Origin of the sequence: Pseudomonas sp. H1h, assembly GCF_000633255.1 — a bacterium.
Lineage (GTDB): Bacteria > Pseudomonadota > Gammaproteobacteria > Pseudomonadales > Pseudomonadaceae > Aquipseudomonas.
Window position 1 is genome coordinate 113760 of the sequence record NZ_AYMJ01000025.1, and the last position, 19755, is coordinate 133514.

At 61.7% G+C, this 19755-nt stretch carries 16 protein-coding genes; 8 read left to right on the top strand and 8 right to left on the bottom strand.

Going from position 1 to position 19755, the window contains the following annotated elements:
* Nucleotides 1–447 precede the first annotated feature (447 nt).
* Nucleotides 448–1005, top strand: coding sequence for a hypothetical protein (locus U862_RS0120940; protein ID WP_025112206.1), 558 nt, complete (start codon nucleotides 448–450; stop codon nucleotides 1003–1005).
* Nucleotides 1006–1063: 58 nt separating this feature from the next.
* Here U862_RS0120940 and U862_RS0120945 read toward each other — a convergent pair whose 3' ends face one another.
* The 8 genes from U862_RS0120945 to U862_RS0120980 all read right to left on the bottom strand — a co-directional run bounded on the left by U862_RS0120945 (nucleotide 1064) and on the right by U862_RS0120980 (nucleotide 11116).
* Nucleotides 1064–2548 carry an APC family permease gene (locus U862_RS0120945; protein WP_025112207.1) on the bottom strand — a complete coding sequence of 495 codons (1485 nt, stop codon included), beginning with the start codon at nucleotides 2546–2548 and terminating at the stop codon, nucleotides 1064–1066.
* A 224-nt stretch (nucleotides 2549–2772) separates the two neighbouring features.
* Nucleotides 2773–4197, bottom strand: a complete 1425-nt coding sequence (locus tag U862_RS0120950) for a gamma-aminobutyraldehyde dehydrogenase (RefSeq protein WP_025112208.1) — start codon at nucleotides 4195–4197, stop codon at nucleotides 2773–2775.
* 160 nt (nucleotides 4198–4357) lie between these two features.
* A complete protein-coding gene (locus U862_RS0120955) occupies nucleotides 4358–5167 on the bottom strand; it encodes an ABC transporter permease (RefSeq protein WP_025112209.1) in 810 nt (269 codons plus the stop codon).
* A complete protein-coding gene (locus U862_RS0120960; protein WP_025112210.1) occupies nucleotides 5157–6092 on the bottom strand; it encodes an ABC transporter permease in 936 nt (311 codons plus the stop codon). The genes U862_RS0120955 and U862_RS0120960 overlap by 11 nt, the downstream gene beginning before the upstream one ends.
* 1 nt (nucleotide 6093) lies before the next feature.
* Nucleotides 6094–7131 carry an ABC transporter ATP-binding protein gene (locus U862_RS0120965; RefSeq protein ID WP_025112211.1) on the bottom strand — a complete coding sequence of 346 codons (1038 nt, stop codon included), beginning with the start codon at nucleotides 7129–7131 and terminating at the stop codon, nucleotides 6094–6096.
* A gap of 247 nt (nucleotides 7132–7378) precedes the next feature.
* Complete coding sequence (gene ydcS / locus U862_RS0120970) at nucleotides 7379–8530, bottom strand: putative ABC transporter substrate-binding protein YdcS (RefSeq protein ID WP_025112212.1); 1152 nt, start codon at nucleotides 8528–8530, stop codon at nucleotides 7379–7381.
* A gap of 83 nt (nucleotides 8531–8613) precedes the next feature.
* Entirely contained in the window at nucleotides 8614–10071 is a 1458-nt protein-coding gene (locus U862_RS0120975; RefSeq protein ID WP_025112213.1) for a gamma-aminobutyraldehyde dehydrogenase, read from the bottom strand.
* A 130-nt stretch (nucleotides 10072–10201) separates the two neighbouring features.
* The gene (locus U862_RS0120980) at nucleotides 10202–11116 is read right to left on the bottom strand and encodes a LysR family transcriptional regulator (protein WP_007967749.1); all 915 of its coding nucleotides are present in this window, start codon (nucleotides 11114–11116) and stop codon (nucleotides 10202–10204) included.
* 202 nt (nucleotides 11117–11318) lie between these two features.
* Between U862_RS0120980 and U862_RS0120985 the strand changes: the two genes are divergently transcribed.
* The 7 genes from U862_RS0120985 to U862_RS0121015 all read left to right on the top strand — a co-directional run bounded on the left by U862_RS0120985 (nucleotide 11319) and on the right by U862_RS0121015 (nucleotide 19741).
* The gene (locus U862_RS0120985; protein WP_025112214.1) at nucleotides 11319–12041 is read left to right on the top strand and encodes a tellurite resistance TerB family protein; all 723 of its coding nucleotides are present in this window, start codon (nucleotides 11319–11321) and stop codon (nucleotides 12039–12041) included.
* 295 nt (nucleotides 12042–12336) lie between these two features.
* Nucleotides 12337–13959: a methyl-accepting chemotaxis protein gene (locus U862_RS0120990; RefSeq protein WP_025112215.1), complete on the top strand. Its 1623-nt coding sequence runs from the start codon at nucleotides 12337–12339 to the stop codon at nucleotides 13957–13959.
* Entirely contained in the window at nucleotides 13959–14477 is a 519-nt protein-coding gene (locus U862_RS0120995) for a chemotaxis protein CheW (protein ID WP_025112216.1), read from the top strand. The genes U862_RS0120990 and U862_RS0120995 overlap by 1 nt, the downstream gene beginning before the upstream one ends.
* Nucleotides 14474–15745: a protein-glutamate O-methyltransferase CheR gene (locus U862_RS0121000; protein WP_025112217.1), complete on the top strand. Its 1272-nt coding sequence runs from the start codon at nucleotides 14474–14476 to the stop codon at nucleotides 15743–15745. The genes U862_RS0120995 and U862_RS0121000 overlap by 4 nt, the downstream gene beginning before the upstream one ends.
* Nucleotides 15742–16437, top strand: coding sequence for a chemotaxis protein CheW (locus U862_RS0121005; protein ID WP_025112218.1), 696 nt, complete (start codon nucleotides 15742–15744; stop codon nucleotides 16435–16437). Before U862_RS0121000 ends, U862_RS0121005 begins: the two co-directional genes overlap by 4 nt.
* Nucleotides 16434–18734, top strand: coding sequence for a hybrid sensor histidine kinase/response regulator (locus tag U862_RS0121010; protein WP_025112219.1), 2301 nt, complete (start codon nucleotides 16434–16436; stop codon nucleotides 18732–18734). Before U862_RS0121005 ends, U862_RS0121010 begins: the two co-directional genes overlap by 4 nt.
* Nucleotides 18731–19741, top strand: a complete 1011-nt coding sequence (locus U862_RS0121015) for a chemotaxis response regulator protein-glutamate methylesterase (RefSeq protein ID WP_025112220.1) — start codon at nucleotides 18731–18733, stop codon at nucleotides 19739–19741. Before U862_RS0121010 ends, U862_RS0121015 begins: the two co-directional genes overlap by 4 nt.
* Nucleotides 19742–19755: the final 14 nt, after the last annotated feature.

The following is a 19755-nucleotide window of genomic DNA, read 5'->3' on the forward strand; positions in this document are numbered from 1 at the left end:
CGGCGATGCCGGCATGAATGGCTTTCTGAAGCTCGGGATCGTCGTTTGGTTTCAGGCAAGAGATAGCAAAGCTAGAACCGTTTCAAGCTTCCTCAGATTGAGGATCATCTGAATTCAACTCGCTAGAGGGGGACACGCTAAACCTGTGGCGAGCCGAGTGGCGTTCGAAGTCGGAATCTTCCTGTCGAAACGGTAACGCCGGAAGGCCCGCGCCACACGGCCCGCCATAAAGCAGAACTGATGTTGAGAGACAGCATGCAAGCACCGTTTTGTTGGAGACAGTTTCAGCGTCAATGATGAAATCACCACGGATGGTCGCTGGAATGTTTTGGTTGTAGATGATTTGTTTGATAGTGGGGCGTCGATGGACGCGGCTTGTGCTGTTTTGCGTAAATATCCGAAGGTGGGGAAGATTTACGTAGCAGCGCTGACTTGGAAGTGACCTCAATGACAACTGTATTTATTGCCGGCTCTATCAACATCAAGAACCTTGATCCGAAGGTTAAAGAGCGCATCAATAATATCGTTGCGTCGGATTTTGAAGTGGTGGTGGGTGATGCAGGTGGCGCCGATACTTCCATTCAGGAGCACCTGTTGAGCCTCGAACGATCCAGAACCACGGTGTTCTGCAGCGGTTCAACGCCGCGCAATAACCTTGGGCAGTGGCCCGCCAGAACAGTCGACTCCAAACATTCCAAAGGATCGAGAGCATTCTTCACTGAGAAAGACGTAGTCATGGCCGAAGCGGCTGACTACGGCTTGATGATCTGGGATGCAAAGAGCACCGGCACGCTCAGCAACGTCATTGAACTGTTGTCGAGAAAGAAGAAGTCCCTTGTTTTCGTCAACAAGGAAAAGGAATTCAAAGTGGTCGGAGACGTCAATCAGCTCGAAGAGTTGATTGCTTTCATGTCCGATCACGCCAAGCAAAAAGCCAACGAAAAAATCAAACTGTTCGACCGTATTTCCTTGTTGAAGCACGATCAGGCAGAGCTTTCTTTTTGATGTTTTGTTCTCGCTTTCCTGAACCCCGGCACCTGGTCAGTGCCGGGATCAAAAACTCTTAGCGACTTACCTTCCACGCATCCCCAGCCGGCGCCTTCCCATGGTCGTACGGCTTGCCAATCCACATGTATACCAGCCCCAGGCCAATCACGATGGCCGTGCTCAGCACCATCGCATAGTTGATGTACCACGCCGCATCCGGCGTACGCGGCCAGGCCATGTTGATGATTGCGCCGACGCCGTACACCAGCGCGCCGAGGTTCACCGGCCAGCCCCATGCGCCGAGGGTGAATTTGCCGCTGGGTTTCCAGCCTTTGCTGCGGGCGTACAGTGCGGCCAGCACGATCATCTGGAACGCGAGGTAGATGCCGATAGCGGCGAAGCTGACGATGGTTGCCACCGCGTCTTGCAGGAAGAAGCCAAGGGCGATGATCAGCGCGGGCAGGACGCCGGACACGAACAACGCGGCAACCGGCACTTGGGTTGCAGGAGAGATCTTTTTCAGCAGTCGGCTGCCGATGACCATTTCATCGCGGGCGTAGGAGTACAGCAGACGGCTCGCCGCCGCTTGCAGGCTGATGACGCAGGAGATGAAGGAAATCATCACCACGCCCATCACCACTTTCGAGCCGATCGGACCGAAGGCGTTGTTGAGGATGGTGGTGACCGGGTCCTTGTCGATGCCGTTGATCACCGCTTGCATGTCCGGCACGGCGAGGATCAGCGCCAGGCAGGCGAACATCGCCGCGATGCCGCCGATGTAGATGGTCATGCGCATGGCCACCGGGATTTTTGCGCTCGGGTTCGGGGTTTCTTCGGCGACGTCGCCGCAGGCCTCGAAGCCGTAATAGAGGAACATCCCCGCCAATGACGCGGTGAGGAAAGCCGGCAGGTACGAGCCGTCGACACGGATGTCGAAGGTATTGAACAGCACGCTCAGCGGTTGGTGACGTTCGAAGACCAGCAGGTAGACGCCAACGATCACTGCGCCGACCAGTTCACAGAGGAAGCCGAACATGGCGATGCGTGCCAGCACTTTGGTGCCACTCAGATTGACCAGCGTGGCGAACAAGGTCAGCACCAGAGCGATGACGATGTTGGTGTTGTTGCTCGGCTCAAAGCCCATCATGGCGGCCAGATACGGGCCGGCTCCGACGGCAACGGCGGCGATGGTCACGCACAGGGCGATGGAGTAGATCCAGCCCACCATCCACGCCCATTTCTTGCCCACCAGACGTCGCGCCCACGGGTACACACCGCCGGAAATCGGAAACTGCGAGACCACTTCGCCGAAGATCAGGCACACCAGCAACTGGCCGCAACCGACCAGCAAATAGGCCCAGAACATCGGTGGGCCACCGGCGGCCAGGCACAGGCCGAACAGGGTATAAACCCCTACGACCGGTGACAGATAAGTGAAGCCTAGAGCGAAGTTTTCCCACAGGCTCATGCTGCGGTTGAAGTTCGAGGTGTAGCCCAGTTTGCGTAGTTGTTCGGCATCGCTGTCGGCAACGGCGGCGGAGAGATCGGGTGAGGCACTCATGTGTGTTTGCTCCGTGAAATCGGCAGATTTCGGATGGCCGAGGCCGTGGCGGGGCCTTGGGAGCGCCGCCCGGGTCGGTAGTTATTGTCAGGTGTTGAATCCTGGTGGTGCGCAGAGCCGGTTTCCTTCCTGAAACCGGGGTGACGCCTTCGCGAGCAGGCTCGCTCCCACAGGGGAACGCGTTTCAAATGTGGGAGCGGGCTTGCTCGCGAAGCTTTTGACGTTTAGTGCTTGAACATCACATGCCGAACCGTGGTGTAGTCCTCCAGCCCATACATGGACATGTCCTTGCCGTAACCGGACAATTTCTGACCGCCATGCGGCATTTCGCTGACAAGCATGAAGTGCGTGTTCACCCAGGTGCAGCCGTACTGCAAACGTGCCGACAGGCGATGCGCGCGTCCTACATCCGCCGTCCACACCGAGGAGGCGAGGCCGTAGTCCGAATCGTTGGCCCATTCCAGCGCCTGCGCTTCATCGGTGAATTTGGTCACTGACACCACCGGCCCGAACACTTCGCGACGGACGATTTCGTCGTCCTGCTGCGCATCGGCCAGCACCGTCGGTTCGAAGAAGAAACCATTGCCCTCGACAGCCTTGCCACCGGTAATCAAACGAATGTGCGATTGCGCCACCGCACGCTCGACAAACCCGGCGACGCGGTCGCGATGCTGCGCGGTGATCAGCGGCCCCAGCTCGGTCGACGGGTCATCCTGCAAGCCGTACTTGATGCTGCTGACTGCCGCGCCGAGTTTCTCGACGAACTTGTCGTAGATGCCTTGTTGCGCGTAGATCCGGCAAGCAGCGGTGCAATCCTGCCCGGCGTTGTAGAAACCAAAGGTGCGAATACCTTCGACTGCGGCATCGATATCGGCATCGTCGAAGATGATCACCGGCGCCTTGCCGCCCAATTCCATGTGCATGCGCTTAACGCTGTCGGCGGTGCTGGAGATGATGTTGGCGCCCGTGGCGATCGAACCGGTCAACGAGACCATGCGCACTTTCGGGTGCGTGACCAGCGGGCTGCCAACGGTAGGCCCACGCCCGAACACCAGATTGAGTACGCCAGCCGGGAAGATTTCCGACGCCAGTTCGGCCAGGCGCAGCGCGGTCAGCGGGGTTTGTTCCGACGGCTTGAGTACCACGGTATTACCGGCAGCCAGCGCCGGGGCGATTTTCCAGGCGACCATCATCAGCGGGTAATTCCACGGTGCGATGGAGGCGATCACGCCCACCGGGTCGCGGCGGATCATCGAGGTGTGGCCGGGCAGGTATTCGCCACCGGCCGAACCGCTCATGCAACGGCTGGCGCCGGCGAAGAAACGAAACACGTCGGCAATCGCCGGAATCTCGTCATTCAGCGCGGCGCTGTAGGGTTTGCCACAGTTGTCGGACTCGAGTTTGGCCAGTTCTGCGCTATGGGCTTCGATGGCGTCGGCGAGTTTGAGCAGCAGCAACGAGCGGTCTTTCGGCGTGGTTTGCGACCACTCGGCAAACGCGTTGTCGGCGGCGCGCACGGCGGCATCGACCTGGGCTTCGCTGGCTTCGTTGATGTCCACCAACACCTCGCCGCGCGAAGGATTGAGCACCGGTTGCGCCGGGCCTTCGCCGTTGACCAGGTGGCCGTTGATCAAGAGTTTGGTTTGCATGGGGTAGTCCTCTTCGAATCTATTATTTTTCTGCCGTAACCGGATTCAAACTGTGGGAGCGAGCCTGCTCGCGAAAGCGGTGTGTCAGTCGACATCAATGCCGGAGGTGACGGCCTCTTCGCGAGCAGGCTCGCTCCCACTGGGGGTGTCTGTTATGGATTCATTTGCCGCCGCTGCCCGCGACGCTCTCGCCACCGCGCGTCAGGTAATACGCGCCCAGAATCGGCAGCATGGTCACCATCATCACCAGCATCGCGACGACGTTGGTCACCGGCACATCCCGTGGGCGACTCAGTTGATTGAGCAACCACAGCGGCAACGTGCGCTCATGGCCTGCGGTAAACGTGGTGACGATGATTTCGTCGAACGACAGCGCAAACGCCAGCATGCCGCCGGCCAGCAATGCCGAGCCCAGGTTTGGCAGGATGATGTAGCGGAAGGTCTGCCAGCCGTCGGCGCCGAGGTCCATTGAGGCCTCGATCAAACTGTGCGAAGTACGCCGCAGGCGGGCGATGACGTTGTTGTAGACGATCACCACGCAGAAGGTCGCGTGGCCGACAATGATGGTGAACATCCCCGGTTCGATCCCCAGTGTCTTGAACGTCGCCAGCAAGGCGATGCCGGTGATGATCCCCGGCAACGCAATCGGCAGGATCAGCATCAGCGAAATACCTTGTTTGCCGAAGAAATCGCGGCGGTACAACGCTGCCGAAGCCAGTGTGCCGAGCACCATCGCAATCAATGTGGCGATGGCAGCGATTTGCAAAGACAGCTTGATCGCTTCCAGCACGTCCGGCCGCGAAAACGCCACGCTGAACCAGTGCAACGTGAAGCCTTGCGGCGGGAAGCTGAACGCGGCTTCCTCGGTATTGAAGGCGTAGAGGAAGATGATCAGGATCGGGAAGTGCAGAAACACCAATCCGCCCCAGGCTGCGATTTTCAGCCCTATGGATGCTTTGTCAGAGTGCATCGAAGGCCCCCAGTCGTTTGACGATGGACAGGTAGATGGCGATCAGCACGATCGGTACCAGCGTGAACGCCGCGGCCATTGGCATATTGCCGATCGCACCTTGCTGCGCATAAACCATGCTGCCGACGAAGTAACCCGGCGGCCCCACCAGTTGCGGCACGATGAAGTCACCCAACGTCAGCGAGAACGTGAAGATCGAGCCCGCCGCAATCCCGGGAATCGACAGCGGCACAATCACCTGCATAAAGGTCTGTCGCGGCTTCGCGCCAAGGTCGGCGGAGGCTTGCAACAGCGACGGCGGCAGGCGTTCCAGCGAAGCCTGAATCGGCAGGATCATGAACGGCAGCCAGATGTACACAAACACCATGAACCGCCCCAAGTGCGAGGTCGACAAGGTGCTGCCACCCACACCGGGAATCCCCAGAATGAACTGCAACACCGGCTCCAGCCCCAAATGCTGCACGAACCACTGCGCCACACCGCCCTTGGCCAGCAGCAATGTCCAGGCGTAGGCCTTGACGATGTAACTGGCCCACATCGGCATCATCACCGCGATGTAGAAAAACGCCTTGGTCTTGCCGGTGGTGTAGCGCGCCATGTAGTAGGCAATCGGGAAGGCGACGATGGCGCTGGCGATCGACACCACGATGGCCATGCTCAGCGTGCGCAGGATGATGTCGAAGTTCGACGGCTGAAACAGCGCGGCAAAGTTCGCCAGGGTCAGGTCCGGGGTGACCGCCATGGTGAAGTCGTCAAAGGTGTAGAAACCCTGCCACAACAGCACCAGCAACGAGCCCAGATAGATCGCCCCGAACCACAGCAGCGGCGGCACCAGCAGTAGCGACAAATACAGGTTCGGCTTGCGATAGAGCAGGTTGGAAAACCGCCGAAAGGGCGGCGATTGAGTCATCGCGAGCGTGCTCATGTCACACCCCGCCGGCAACGGTGTCGTGCAACGGAATCATCGCTTCCCGCGCCCAACGCGCGTTCAGGCGCTGGCCGGTCTGGTGTTGCGCGCTGCTGTCGATCCACTGATTGTTGGCGTGGCTGATGCTCAGGGTCTGGCCGTTTTCCAGCGTCAGTTCATAGCGTGTGGCGCTGCCCTGATATTGAATGTCGTGGAGCAGGCCGCTGACTTCTATTTCATGGCTGGCGAGCGGGCCCTCTGCGAAACGCACGTGTTCCGGGCGGATCGAAAACGGCTGCGGATGGCCGCTGAGCTGGCGCGCCAGATCGCCGCGAATCACGTTCGAAGTGCCGACGAATTCGGCGACGAACGTGGTAGTCGGTTTCATGTACAGATTGCGCGGGGTGTCGACCTGTTCGATACGACCCTTGTTGAACACCGCCACGCGATCGGACATCGACAGCGCTTCGGTCTGATCGTGGGTGACGAAAATGAAGGTGATGCCGAGCTGACGTTGCAGCTTCTTCAGTTCGCTTTGCATCTGTTCGCGCAGTTTCAGGTCGAGTGCACCCAGCGGTTCGTCGAGCAGCAGCACGCGCGGGCGATTGACCAAGGCGCGGGCGAGGGCCACACGCTGGCGCTGACCGCCGGACAACTGCACCGGTTTACGGGCGCCGTAACCGCCGAGGGCGACCATGTCCAACGCCTCTTCGGCGCGCTTGTGGCGCTCGGTTTTGCTCACGCCTTTGACTTTCAAACCGTAGGCGACGTTGTCGAGAACGTTCATGTGCGGGAACAGCGCGTAATCCTGAAACACCGTGTTTACATCGCGCTGATACGGCGGCAGGCCGGCCGCTTCAGCGCCGTGGATGCGAATCGAACCGGTACTTGGTTGTTCGAACCCGGCGATCAGGCGCAGGCACGTGGTTTTGCCTGAGCCGGAAGGGCCAAGCATGGAAAAGAACTCGCCGTCCTTGATGTCGATGGAAACCCGGTCAACGGCCTTCACCTCGCCGAATTGCCGGGAGACGTTGGTGAACTGGACTGCAAGCGTCATGGTGCGGTACTCCAAAAAGGCACGGGCCGTCGCAGCGGCCCTGCCTGGACTTCTGAAAAATCAGTCTTTCGAATTTCAGTTTTGCTTTTGATAAAGGTCGACGGGGCAAAGTCGTTTCGGGAGCGTAGCGAGCGGCGATTAGCCGTGTCCGGCCAGCGCGCAGCCCCCGGAGCGTACGTTAGTACGTGAGGAGGCGAGCACTGCCCGGGTGCGGCTGGTCGACGCGCAGTAGCTACCGGAATGACTTTTAGCGGCCGCCCATGATCGCGATATAGTCCTGAGTCCAGCGGCTGTATGGCACGAACTTGCCACCTTCAGCCTGCGGGGTTTTCCAGAAGGCGATCTTGTCGAACTGGTCGAAACCGTTGGTCTTGCAGCCCTCGGCGCCGAGCAGTTCGCTCTCCTTGCACGCCGCGGGAACGGCCGGCAACGAACCAAACCACGCCGCCACGTCACCCTGGACTTTCGGTTTCAGCGACCAGTCCATCCACTTGTACGCGCAGTTGGGGTGCTTGGCCTCGGCGTGCAGCATGGTGGTGTCGGCCCAGCCGGTGGCGCCCTCTTTCGGAATGGTCGAGGCAATCGGCTGCTTCTCGTTGATCAAGCCGTTGACCTGATACGGCCAGGCGCTGGAGGCGACCACGCCTTCGTTCTTGAAGTCGCTCATCTGCACCGTGGTGTCGTGCCAGTAGCGGTGGATCAGCGGCTGCTGCGCACGCAACAGATCGAGCACGGCTTTGTACTGGGCTTCGGTGAGTTGGTATGGGTCCTTGATCCCCAGTTCAGGCTTGGCAGTCTTCAGGTACAGCGCCGCGTCGGCGATGTAGATCGGCCCGTCATACGCCTGCACGCGGCCCTTGTTCGGCTTGCCGTCGGGGAAGTTCTGCGCATCGAACAGCACGTTCCAGCTGGTCGGCGGCGTCTTGAACACGTTGGTGTTGTACATCAACACGTTCGGGCCCCACTGGTACGGGGTGCCGTAGGTCTGCTTGTTGACCACGTACCACGGCGCATCCTTGAGGCGCGGGTCGAGGGTGTTCCAGTTCGGGATCAACGCGGTGTTGATCGGTTGCACACGCTTGCCGACGATCAACCGCAACGACGCATCGCCCGACGCGGTGACCAGGTCGTAACCACCTTTGGCCATCAGGCTGACCATTTCGTCGGAAGTGGCGGCGGTTTTCACGTTGACCTTGCAGCCGGTTTCCTGCTCGAAACCGGTCACCCAGTCATAGGCCTTGTCACTCTCGCCACGTTCGATGTAGCCCGGCCAGGCCACGATATCCAGCTGACCTTCGCCGGCGCCGACGGCCTTCAACGGCTCGGCAGCTTGCAGGCTGGCGCTGGCCAGCAAGGCCGTGGTGATTGCACTGAGCAGTGCGGTCTTGTGCACGAACATGGTTGAACCCTCTTCTTTAAATTATGGTCGGGGCAGTTTTGAACGCGGTGAAGCATGCCGTTTTAGGCTTGTTATTAGCGTAGTCAGAGATGCTGGCCGTGGCGGGCCATGATGTGCCGCACCACGCTGTAGTCCTGCAGCGAATCACTGGATAAGTCTTTGCCGTATCCGGAGCGTTTCAGCCCGCCGTGGGGCATTTCGCTGACCAGCATGAAATGGCTGTTGATCCACGTGCAGCCGTACTGCAAGCGCGCGGCGACCTGCATTGCCTTGTCCAGATTCTGTGTCCACACCGACGAAGCCAGGCCGTATTCGGAATCATTGGCCCAGTCGACCGCCTGCGAGAGTTCCTCGAAACGGGTCACGGTGACCACCGGGCCGAACACTTCGCGCTGGACGATTTCATCACTCTGTTTGCAACCGGCGAGCAAGGTCGGCTGATAGTAGAAACCGGCACCGGAATGCACCGCCGCACCGGTCACGCGTTCGATGTGCGGCTGACCGAGGGCGCGCTCGACGAAACTGGCAACGCGGTCGCGCTGGCGGGTGCTGATCAGCGGGCCGATTTCGTTGTCGGCGTCACGTTTGCCGGCGAAGCGCAGGCTGCTGACCGCAGCGCCGAGTTCGGCGACCAGTTGATCGTGTATTCCGGCCTGCGCGTAAATGCGGCAGGCGGCGGTGCAGTCCTGACCGGCGTTGTAGTAGCCGTAGGTGCGCACGCCTTCGACCACCGCTTGAAGGTCAGCGTCGTTGCAGACGATCACCGGGGCCTTGCCGCCGAGTTCCAGATGCGTGCGTTTGAGGGTTTTTGCCGCGGCCTGGAGGATCTTCTGGCCGGTGACGATATCGCCGGTCAGCGAGACCATGCGTACCTTGGCGTGGCCGACCAGGTGGCTGCCGACCCCTTCGCCGCCACCGCAGATGATGTTGATGACCCCGCGCGGGAGGATTTCGGCCAGTGCCGGCGCCAGTGCGAGGATCGACAGCGGCGTGTGTTCGGACGGCTTGAACACCAGGGTGTTGCCGGCGGCGAGGGCCGGGGCGATTTTCCACGCGGCCATCATGATCGGGTAGTTCCACGGCGCAATCGAGGCCACCACGCCAATTGGGTCACGACGCACCATGCTGGTGTAACCCGGCAGGTATTCGCCGCTGAGCTGGCCCGTCTGGCAACGTACGGCACCGGCGAAGAAACGGAACACATCGACAGTCGCGGTCAAATCGTCCTGACGCGCCAGGTGCAGCGGCTTGCCGCAGTTCAGCGATTCGAGGCGGGCGAGGTGGTCGGCATGTTTTTCGACGGCGTTGGCGATGTCGAGCAGCAGGTTGGAACGTTGCTGCGGCGTGGTGCGCGACCATTCGGCAAAGGCTCGGTGAGCGGCAAGGATGGCGGCTTCGACCTGCTCGGTGCTGGCCTCGGCGATGTGCGTGAGGATTTCTCCGGTGGCCGGGTTGAGGATCGGTTCGACAAAACCCTGCCCGGCGACCAGTTCGCCGTCGATCAACAACGCGGTACACATCGGGGTCTGCACGCCAGCCATTTTCCGCGATCTCTTTTCTTGTGTGGTCATTGTTGCTCCCGTGCCCGGGAGCCGACCGTCTTATAGATGCAGCAAGACTAGTGCGCGGCTCCGAGGTCGACAAATTCTAAATACTGAAGGTGGCATTCGATTAAATAGATGGCTTGCGCCCGCCGTGAGGCTGCTCGCGCGCTACGGTCAGGAACGGATCGACCAGCGCCGGGCGCGCGGTGCCACGGCGCCAGGCCAGGCCGACATCCAGAGTCTGGTTAAGGTCGGCAATCGGCCGCGCCTCGATGATGTCGCCCTCCAGTGACCACGGGCGATAGGTCATGTCCGGCTGGATCGACACCCCCAGCCCCGCCGCGACCAGGCTACGTACCGCTTCGGTCGAGGCCGTGCGCAAAGTGATCTTCGGTTGCAGCCCGGCGCCGCGCCACAGGCGTTGGGCGTTGCGATCCATCTCGTCGACGTTCAATTGAATCAGCGGTTCGCGAGCGACATCGGCGAGGTTGATGCTGTCGTGTTCCAGCAGCGGATGCTGGGCTGGCAGCCACAAGCGGTGCGGCGAGTGGGTCAGCACTTCGGTCTGCAAGGCGTGACGGTCTTCGAGGTTGGACAGGATCAGCACGCCGACATCGATCTCGCCGCTGACCAACAGGTGCTCGATGTAGGGCCGTTCGTCTTCCATCACCCGGATTTCCACGTTGGGATAGGCGCGCTGGAATCGGGTGAGCAGATCGGCGAGGTAATAACCGGCCACCAGACTTGTCACCCCGACGATCAACTGCCCGGCGACCTGATCAGTGCTTTGTTGCAGGCTGCGCTTGGCGTTATCCACGGTGGCCAGAATCAAGTGCGCCTGGCGCAGGAATTGATGCCCTTGGTGCGTCAGGGTCATGCCCTTGGCGTGGCGGCTGAACAGGCTGACGCCGATCTCCTCTTCCAGTTGCTGGATAGCGAGGGTCAGGGTCGATTGGGAAATGAACGCGGTTTGCGCGGCGGCGGAAATCGAGCCGGTTTCGGCCACCGCGATGAAGTGACGGATCTGTCGCAGGGTCATCATGAGAAGGCTACCCGGTGGGCGGTTTTTATCAATTGGCCTGAGTGTATATCTATTTTTTAGATGCACAGCGATTCGCAGGGGGGCGATTAACCATAGGGACATCAAGCAACATCTGGAAGCACTCTGGCGGGCAGTGTCAGGGCACTTTCGAACTAGGCTGAGGGCCTTACAGAGCCGAATAACCCCTGTTTGGAGGCGGAACATGAACACCCGTGGATTGCTCGATCAACTACTCAAATCCGGCCAGGACCTGTTGCAGAACAAGGCCGGCGGGGCGCAGAACAAATCGGCGGCTGGTGGGCTGGGTGGTTTGCTTGGCGGGTCTTCAGGCTCCGGTGCGCTGGGTGGCTTGCTCTCGGGGGCGGGCGGTGGAGCTCTGGCCGCCGGGGCCATGGGCCTGCTGCTCGGCAGCAAAAAGGCGCGCAAGGTCGGCGGCAAAGTCGCCGTTTACGGCGGCCTCGCCGCTCTCGGTGTGCTGGCCTATAAGGCCTACGGCAACTGGAACGCCCAGAAAGGCACGGCACCGCAAACCGAACCGCAGACGCTGGATCGACTGCCGCCCGCGCAAGCCGAGCAACACAGTCAGGCGATTCTCAAGGCGCTGGTCGCTGCCGCCAAGGCTGATGGCCATATCGATGACCGCGAGCGTCAGTTGATCGAGGGCGAGTTCACCCGGCTCGACAACGACCAGGAACTGCAGCACTGGTTGCACGCCGAACTGAACAAGCCCCTCGACCCTGGCGATGTCGCCCGGGCCGCCAGCACCCCGGAAATGGCCGCCGAGATGTACATCGCCAGTGTGATGCTGGTGGACGAAGAGAGCTTTATGGAGAAGGCCTATCTGGATGAATTGGCGAAGCAACTGAAGCTGGAGCCGGGGTTGAAGGTAGAACTGGAGAAACAGGTGCGGTTGGCAACGCGGTAAACCCGGCGGGCCCCTGCGCGAACAGGCTCACTCCTGCAAGGGAGCACATTCCAGATGCAGGAGTGAGCCTGCTCGCGATTGCGTTTTTAGCCTCGCGGCACCCGTAATGACCGATCCATCGCCCCTTTTTGCCATTTCAGCACTGGCACGCAGCCCCCTGATTGTCGGACAGTCCCACCCCAGAGCCTCCCGGCCATCCACGCTCGGCAGGCCTGAGGGTTAAAAAGCGTCTTATAAATGAGACACCGCCCTCGGCTATACTCCCCGCATTTCGACTTAGGCACGAGGACTCACTGTGAAGAACTGGACGTTGCGCCAACGCATTTTGGCGAGCTTTGCGGTGATTATCGCCATCATGTTGCTGATGGTCGTCGTTTCCTATTCCCGGCTGCTGAAAATCGAGACCAGTGAAAGCAGCGTGCGTGACGATGCGGTTCCCGGCGTCTATTACAGCTCGATGATCCGCGGTGCGTGGGTCGACAGCTACCTGCAGACCCAGGAGCTGCTGGGTCTCAAGGAAGGGCAGGGCATCAGCAGTGAAGATGCGGCGGACTACAAGGCGTTCGAGAACCGTCTGCAAGAGCAGATGGCCAACTACCGCAACACCGTGACCACCGACGAGGACCGTGTCGAATTCGCCGCGTTCGAGAAAGACCACGACACCTACATGCAGATTCAGGATCAGGTACTCGATCTGCACAAGCGCAATCTGGAAGCCGAGGCGGTCAAGCTGTTCAGCGAGAAGCTGACCCCGGCCTGGTACACCGGCCGCATGAAACTCAACGACATCATCGGCGAGAACAAGAAAGTCGCTGATCAGGCCATGGCCAACATCGACGAAGCCGTGGCGGCGGCCAAGGTCAGCATGTTCGTCTCGCTGTTGGTGGCCGTGCTGGCTGCCGGTGCCTGCGGCCTGCTGCTGATGCGCGCGATCATGGCGCCGATGAACCGCATCGTGAAAATCCTCGAAATCATGCGCACCGGCGACCTGAGCAGCCGTCTGAATCTGGACCGCAAGGACGAGTTCGGCGCGGTGGAAACCGGCTTCAACGACATGATGACCGAACTGACCTCGCTGGTGTCCCAGGCCCAGCGTTCGTCGGTGCAGGTGACCACCTCGGTGACCGAGATTGCCGCCACCTCCAAACAGCAACAGGCCACCGCCACCGAAACCGCCGCCACCACCACCGAAATCGGCGCGACCTCGCGTGAAATCGCTGCCACCTCGCGGGATCTGGTGCGCACCATGACTGAAGTGTCCACCGCAGCCGATCAGGCTTCGGTGCTCGCCGGTTCCGGTCAGCAAGGTCTGGCGCGCATGGAAGACACCATGCACTCGGTGATGGGCGCGGCCGATCTGGTCAATGCCAAACTGGCGATCCTCAACGAGAAGGCCGGCAACATCAATCAGGTGGTGGTGACCATCGTCAAGGTTGCCGACCAGACCAACCTGCTGTCGCTCAATGCCGCCATCGAGGCCGAGAAGGCGGGTGAGTACGGTCGCGGTTTTGCCGTGGTCGCCACCGAAGTGCGGCGTCTGGCGGACCAGACCGCCGTCGCCACTTACGACATCGAACAGATGGTCCGCGAAATCCAGTCGGCGGTGTCCGCCGGCGTGATGGGCATGGACAAGTTCTCCGAAGAGGTGCGCCGGGGCATGGCCGAGGTGCAGCAGGTCGGCGAGCAGCTGTCGCAGATCATTCATCAGGTGCAGGCGCTGGCGCCGCGGGTGTTGATGGTCAACGAAGGCATGCAGGCCCAGGCCACCGGTGCCGAACAGATCAACCATGCGCTGGTGCAGTTGGGCGACGCCAGCAGCCAGACCGTCGAGTCGCTGCGTCAGGCCAGTTTCGCCATTGACGAACTGAGCCAGGTGGCCGTCGGGCTGCGCAGCGGCGTTTCGCGATTCAAAGTCTGATGAGCGAAATCACCGCCAAACGCAGCGCCGCAGAGGTGGCGAAGCAGGCGTTGTTCCTGCTGTTTCGCATCGGCAACGAGCGTTACGCCTTGCGCGCCACCGAAGTGGCCGAAGTCCTGCCGCGCCTGCCGTTGAAGCCGATTGCCCAGGCGCCGACATGGGTGGCCGGGGTGTTCGCCTATCGCGGCGCGGTGGTGCCGGCGATCGACCTCAGTGCCTTGACCTTCGGCCAGCCCGCCGAGGCGCGCACCAGCACCCGGCTGGTGCTGGTGCATTACCGCCCGGATGAACTGCAGCCGCCGCGCTGGCTTGGGCTGATCCTTGAACAGGCGACCGACACCTTGCGCTGCAATCCCGAAGACTTTCAGCCGTATGGCCTGGACAACCGCCAGGCGCCGTACCTTGGTCCGGTGCGCGAAGATGCCCAAGGGCTGGTGCAGTGGGTGCGGGTCAACGATCTGCTGGATGACGCCGTGCGCAGCCTGCTGTTTCCGGCGCCGTTTGAGGCGCAGCCATGAGCAGCGACCAACGCTTTTTCGATTTCCTCAAGGAACGCATCGGTCTGGATGTCACCTCGGTGGGACCGGCGATCATCGAGCGCGCAGTGCGCCAGCGCACGACGCTGTCGCAAGCAGCGCACAGCGATGAATACTGGCAACTGCTGCAAGGCTCGCGGGACGAACAGCAAGCACTGATCGAAGCGGTGATCGTGCCCGAAACCTGGTTTTTCCGTTACCCGGAATCCTTCGCCACGCTGGGCAAGCTGGCGCGCAAACGGCTGGACGAATTGAACAACATGCGCGCACTGCGCATCCTCAGCCTGCCGTGTTCCACCGGCGAGGAGCCGTATTCGATTGCCATGGCCTTGCTCGACGCCGGGCTCAAACCGCATCAGTTCAAAGTCGACGGTATGGACGTCAGCCCGCTGTCGGTGGACAAGGCGCGGCGGGCGTTGTACGGCAAGAACTCGTTTCGGGGCCAGGATCTGGACTTTCGCGAGCGGCATTTCAGCGTTGAACAGGACGGCCATCGCGTCAACGAAACGGTGCGCGAGCAGGTGCGCCTGCAGGCCGGCAACGTGCTGGATCCGACGCTGTTGGCCAGCGAGCCGCCGTTCGATTTCGTCTTCTGCCGCAATCTGTTGATCTATTTCGATCAGCCGACCCAGCAGCAGGTTTTCGAAGTGCTCAAGCGTCTGACCCATGTCGACGGCGTGCTGTTCATCGGCCCGGCCGAGGGCAGTCTGCTCGGGCGTCTGGGGATGCGCTCGATCGGCATCCCGCAGTCGTTCGCGTTCAGCCGACACACTGAGCCGCTGCCCGAACCCGTGGCGCTGCCAACGACCACGCCGTTGCCGGTGCGCCAACCGTTGCGCAGCCCGCCGCCAGCGCCGGTGCGCCAGCGCCCGTTTGCCGGCGTCGCGCCGCTACCGGTCAGCAGCAAAAGCGCCAACCCGGACGCTGCGACCTTGCTGGCGAACATCGCCGCGCTGGCCAACGAAGGCAAAAGCGCCGAAGCGCGTGCGGCCTGCGAGCAGTACCTGCGCAGCCACGAACCGGTGGCTCAGGTGTTCTACTGGCTCGGCCTGCTCAGCGACGTGGCCGGTTCCGCGCTCCAGGCCCAGAGTTATTACCGCAAGGCCTTGTACCTTGAACCGCAACACCCCGAAGCGTTGATGCACCTGGCTGCCTTGCTGCAGGCCCAGGGCGACAGCGCCGGTGCCAGACGATTGCAGGAACGCGCCGCGCGCAGCGGCCGCACCGCCGACAGTGAGCGTAAACGATGATCGCGTCCGACACCTTGAACGTCACCCACGAAGACGCCCGGGCCATCGATGATTGCTGGAACCGCATGGGCATTCATGGCGACAAGTCGTGTCCGTTGCTCGCCGAGCATATTCATTGCCGCAACTGCGCGGTGTATTCCGCCGCTGCCACGCGCCTGCTCGACCGTTATGCGTTGCAGCAGGACGAGCGCGATCCGGTCGCTGTGGCCGTTGAAAATGACGTTAAAACCCGTTCGCTGCTGATGTTCCGCCTCGGCGAAGAATGGCTGGGGCTGGCGACCCGCAGTCTGGTGGAAGTCGCGCCGATGCAGGCCATTCATTCGCTGCCGCATCAGCGCTCACGTGCCTTGCTCGGTGTGGCGAACGTGCGCGGGGCGCTGGTGGCCTGCCTGTCGCTGGTCGAATTGCTCGATCTGGATGGCAACGCCGCCCCGGCCACTGGTGTGCGGATCATGCCGCGCATGCTGATCATCGCCGCCCACGGTGGGCCGGTGGTGGTGCCGGTGGACGAGGTCGATGGCATCCACGCCATCGATGAACGAATTCTCGACGCTGCGTCGCGTGCCGGTGGTGAACACAGCAGCACGGCCAGCGCCAAATACACCCGTGGTGTCCTGCAATTCCGGGGGCGCAGCCTGCGTTGGCTGGATGAAGAACAGTTGTTGTCCGCCGTGACCCGGAGCCTTACATGACCCCCGAGCAAATGCGCGACGCTTCGCTGCTGGAGCTGTTCAGCCTCGAAGCCGAAGCCCAGACCCAGGTTCTCAGCAGTGGGCTGCTGGCGCTGGAGCGCAACCCGACCCAGGCCGATCATCTGGAGTCGTGCATGCGCGCGGCGCACTCGCTCAAGGGCGCGGCGCGGATCGTCGGCATCGACAGCGGTGTGAGCGTCGCCCACGTGATGGAAGATTGCCTGGTCAGTGCCCAGGAAGGGCGGCTGTTGCTGCGCCCCGAACACATTGATGCGTTGTTGCAGGGCACGGATCTGTTGATGCGCATCGCCACGCCGGCCAATGCCCCGCAAGCGGCGGACATCGAGGCGTATGTGGCGTTGATGGGCCGTCTGCTCGACCCGTCGGCGCCACCGGCGGTGGCCGCGCCGCCCATGGCCGAATTGCAGTTGCAGGCGCCGACGCCTGCGCCTGCGCCGGTTGCACCCGCACCGCCCGTGTCTGTGATCGACACACCCATGGAAATGGCCGACTCGGCCCCGCGCAAAAACAAGCGCACCACCGAGGGTGGCGAGCGCGTGCTGCGGGTTACGGCCGAACGCTTGAACAGCCTGCTCGATCTGTCGAGCAAATCGCTGGTCGAAACCCAGCGTCTCAAGCCGCATCTGGCAACCATGCAGCGCCTCAAGCGCATGCAGAACAATGGCCTGCGGGCGCTGGAAAGTCTCAATGTGCACCTCAAGGAACACGCACTGAGCCTCGAAGCCCAGGAAGCCCTTGAGGATGCGCGACGCCTGCTGGCCGAATCCCAGCAATTGCTCGCGGAAAAGAACGCCGAACTGGACGAATTCGCCTGGCAAGCCAGCCAGCGCGCGCAAGTGCTCTACGACACCGCGCTGGCCTGCCGCATGCGTCCGTTCGCCGACGTGCTCACCGGTCAGGTGCGCATGGTCCGAGACCTGGGGCGCAGCCTCGGCAAGCAGGTGCGGCTGGAAATCGAAGGCGAGAAAACCCAGGTCGATCGCGACGTGCTGGAAAAACTCGAGGCGCCGCTGACCCATCTGTTGCGCAATGCGGTCGACCATGGCATCGAAACCCCGGAGCAACGCGTGCTCAAGGGCAAGTCCGAAGAGGGCCTGATCCGTCTGCGCGCCTCGCACCAGGCCGGTTTGCTGGTGCTCGAATTGAGCGATGACGGCAATGGCGTCGATCTGGAAAAAGTCCGCCGCAGCATCGTCGAGCGCCAGCTGTCGCCAGCCGAAACGGCGGCGCAATTGAGCGAAGAGGAGCTGCTGACGTTCCTGTTTCTGCCGGGTTTCAGCCTGCGCGATACGGTGACCGAAGTGTCCGGGCGTGGCGTCGGTCTCGACGCGGTGCAGCACATGGTGCGGCAATTGCGCGGCGCAGTGGTGCTGGAGCAGACGGCAGGCGAGGGCAGCCGTTTTCATCTTGAGGTGCCGCTGACCCTGTCGGTGGTGCGCAGCCTGGTGGTGAAAGTCGGAGACGAGGCCTACGCGTTTCCGCTGGCGCACATCGAGCGCATGTGCGATCTGGAGCCGCAGGACATCGTACAGGTCGAAGGGCGCCAGCATTTCTGGCATGAAGGCCGGCACGTCGGGCTGGTCGCCGCCAGTCAACTGCTCAATCGCCCACTGAGCCAGAGCAGCGACGAGACCCTCAAGGTCGTGGTGATCCGCGAGCGCGACGCGATCTACGGTGTGGCGGTCGAGCGGTTTGTTGGCGAGCGCACGCTGGTGGTGCTGCCGCTGGATGAGCGGCTGGGCAAGGTTCAGGATATTTCCGCCGGGGCGTTGCTCGACGACGGTTCGGTGGTGTTGATCGTCGATGTCGAAGACATGCTGCGCTCGGTGGACAAACTGCTCAATACCGGGCGCCTGGAACGCATCGCCCGTCACGGCAATCAGGCCGCTGAAGTGGCGCGCAAACGGATTCTGGTGGTCGACGATTCGCTGACCGTGCGCGAACTGCAACGCAAGCTGCTGCTCAATCGCGGCTATGACGTGGCGGTCGCGGTGGACGGCATGGACGGTTGGAACGCATTGCGTTCGGAGGACTTCGATTTGCTGATCACCGACATCGACATGCCGCGCATGGATGGCATCGAGCTGGTTACGCTGCTGCGCCGTGATAACCGTCTGCAATCGCTGCCGGTGATGGTGGTCTCGTACAAGGATCGTGAAGAGGATCGCCGTCGTGGACTGGACGCCGGCGCGGACTATTATTTAGCCAAGGCCAGTTTTCATGACGACGCCCTGCTTGATGCAGTGGTTGAGCTCATTGGAGGAGCGCGGGCATGAAAATCGCAATCGTCAACGACATGCCCCTGGCGGTGGAGGCGCTGCGCCGTGCGCTGGCCTTCGAGCCGGCGCATCAGGTGATCTGGGTCGCCAGAAATGGTGCCGAGGCGGTGCAACTGTGCGCCGAAAATACCCCGGATCTGATTCTGATGGACCTGATCATGCCCGTGATGGACGGCGTAGAGGCGACCCGGCGCATCATGGCCGAAACCCCGTGCGCCATCGTCATTGTCACGGTCGACCGTCAGCAAAACGTACACCGGGTCTTCGAAGCGATGGGCCACGGCGCGCTGGACGTGGTGGATACCCCGGCGCTCGGTGCCGGCAACGCGCAGGAAGCGGCGGCGCCGTTGCTGCGCAAGATCCTCAACATTGGCTGGCTGATTGGTGAGAAGACCAACCGTACCCGTCCGGCGCCGGTCCCGCCGCGCAGCTCCGGCTCGTGCAAGCGGCTGGTGGCGATCGGCTCGTCTGCCGGCGGGCCCGCAGCGCTGGAAGTGCTGCTCAAGGGCCTGCCGCGCAATTTTTCGGCCGCCATCGTGCTGGTGCAGCACGTGGATCAGGTGTTCGCCGCCGGCATGGCCGAATGGCTGGCCAGCGCCAGCGGCCTGGACGTGCGCCTGGCCCGTGAAGGCGAGCCGCCGCAAGCCGGCGCCGTGCTGCTGGCGGGCACCAATCACCATATTCGCTTATTGAAAAACGGCACGCTGGCCTATACCGCCGAGCCGGTCAACGAGATCTACCGACCTTCGATCGACGTGTTTTTCGAAAGCGTCGCCAACTATTGGAACGGCGATGCCGTCGGGGTTTTATTGACCGGTATGGGACGCGACGGGGCGCAAGGGCTTAAGCTCATGCGCCAGCAGGGATATCTGACCATCGCGCAGGACCAGCAAAGCAGTGCGGTGTACGGCATGCCCAAGGCCGCAGCAGCCATCGATGCAGCTGTCGAAATCCGTCCACTGGAAAAGATAGCGCCACGATTGCTGGAGGTATTCCCCAAATGAACAGTTTTTTCCGC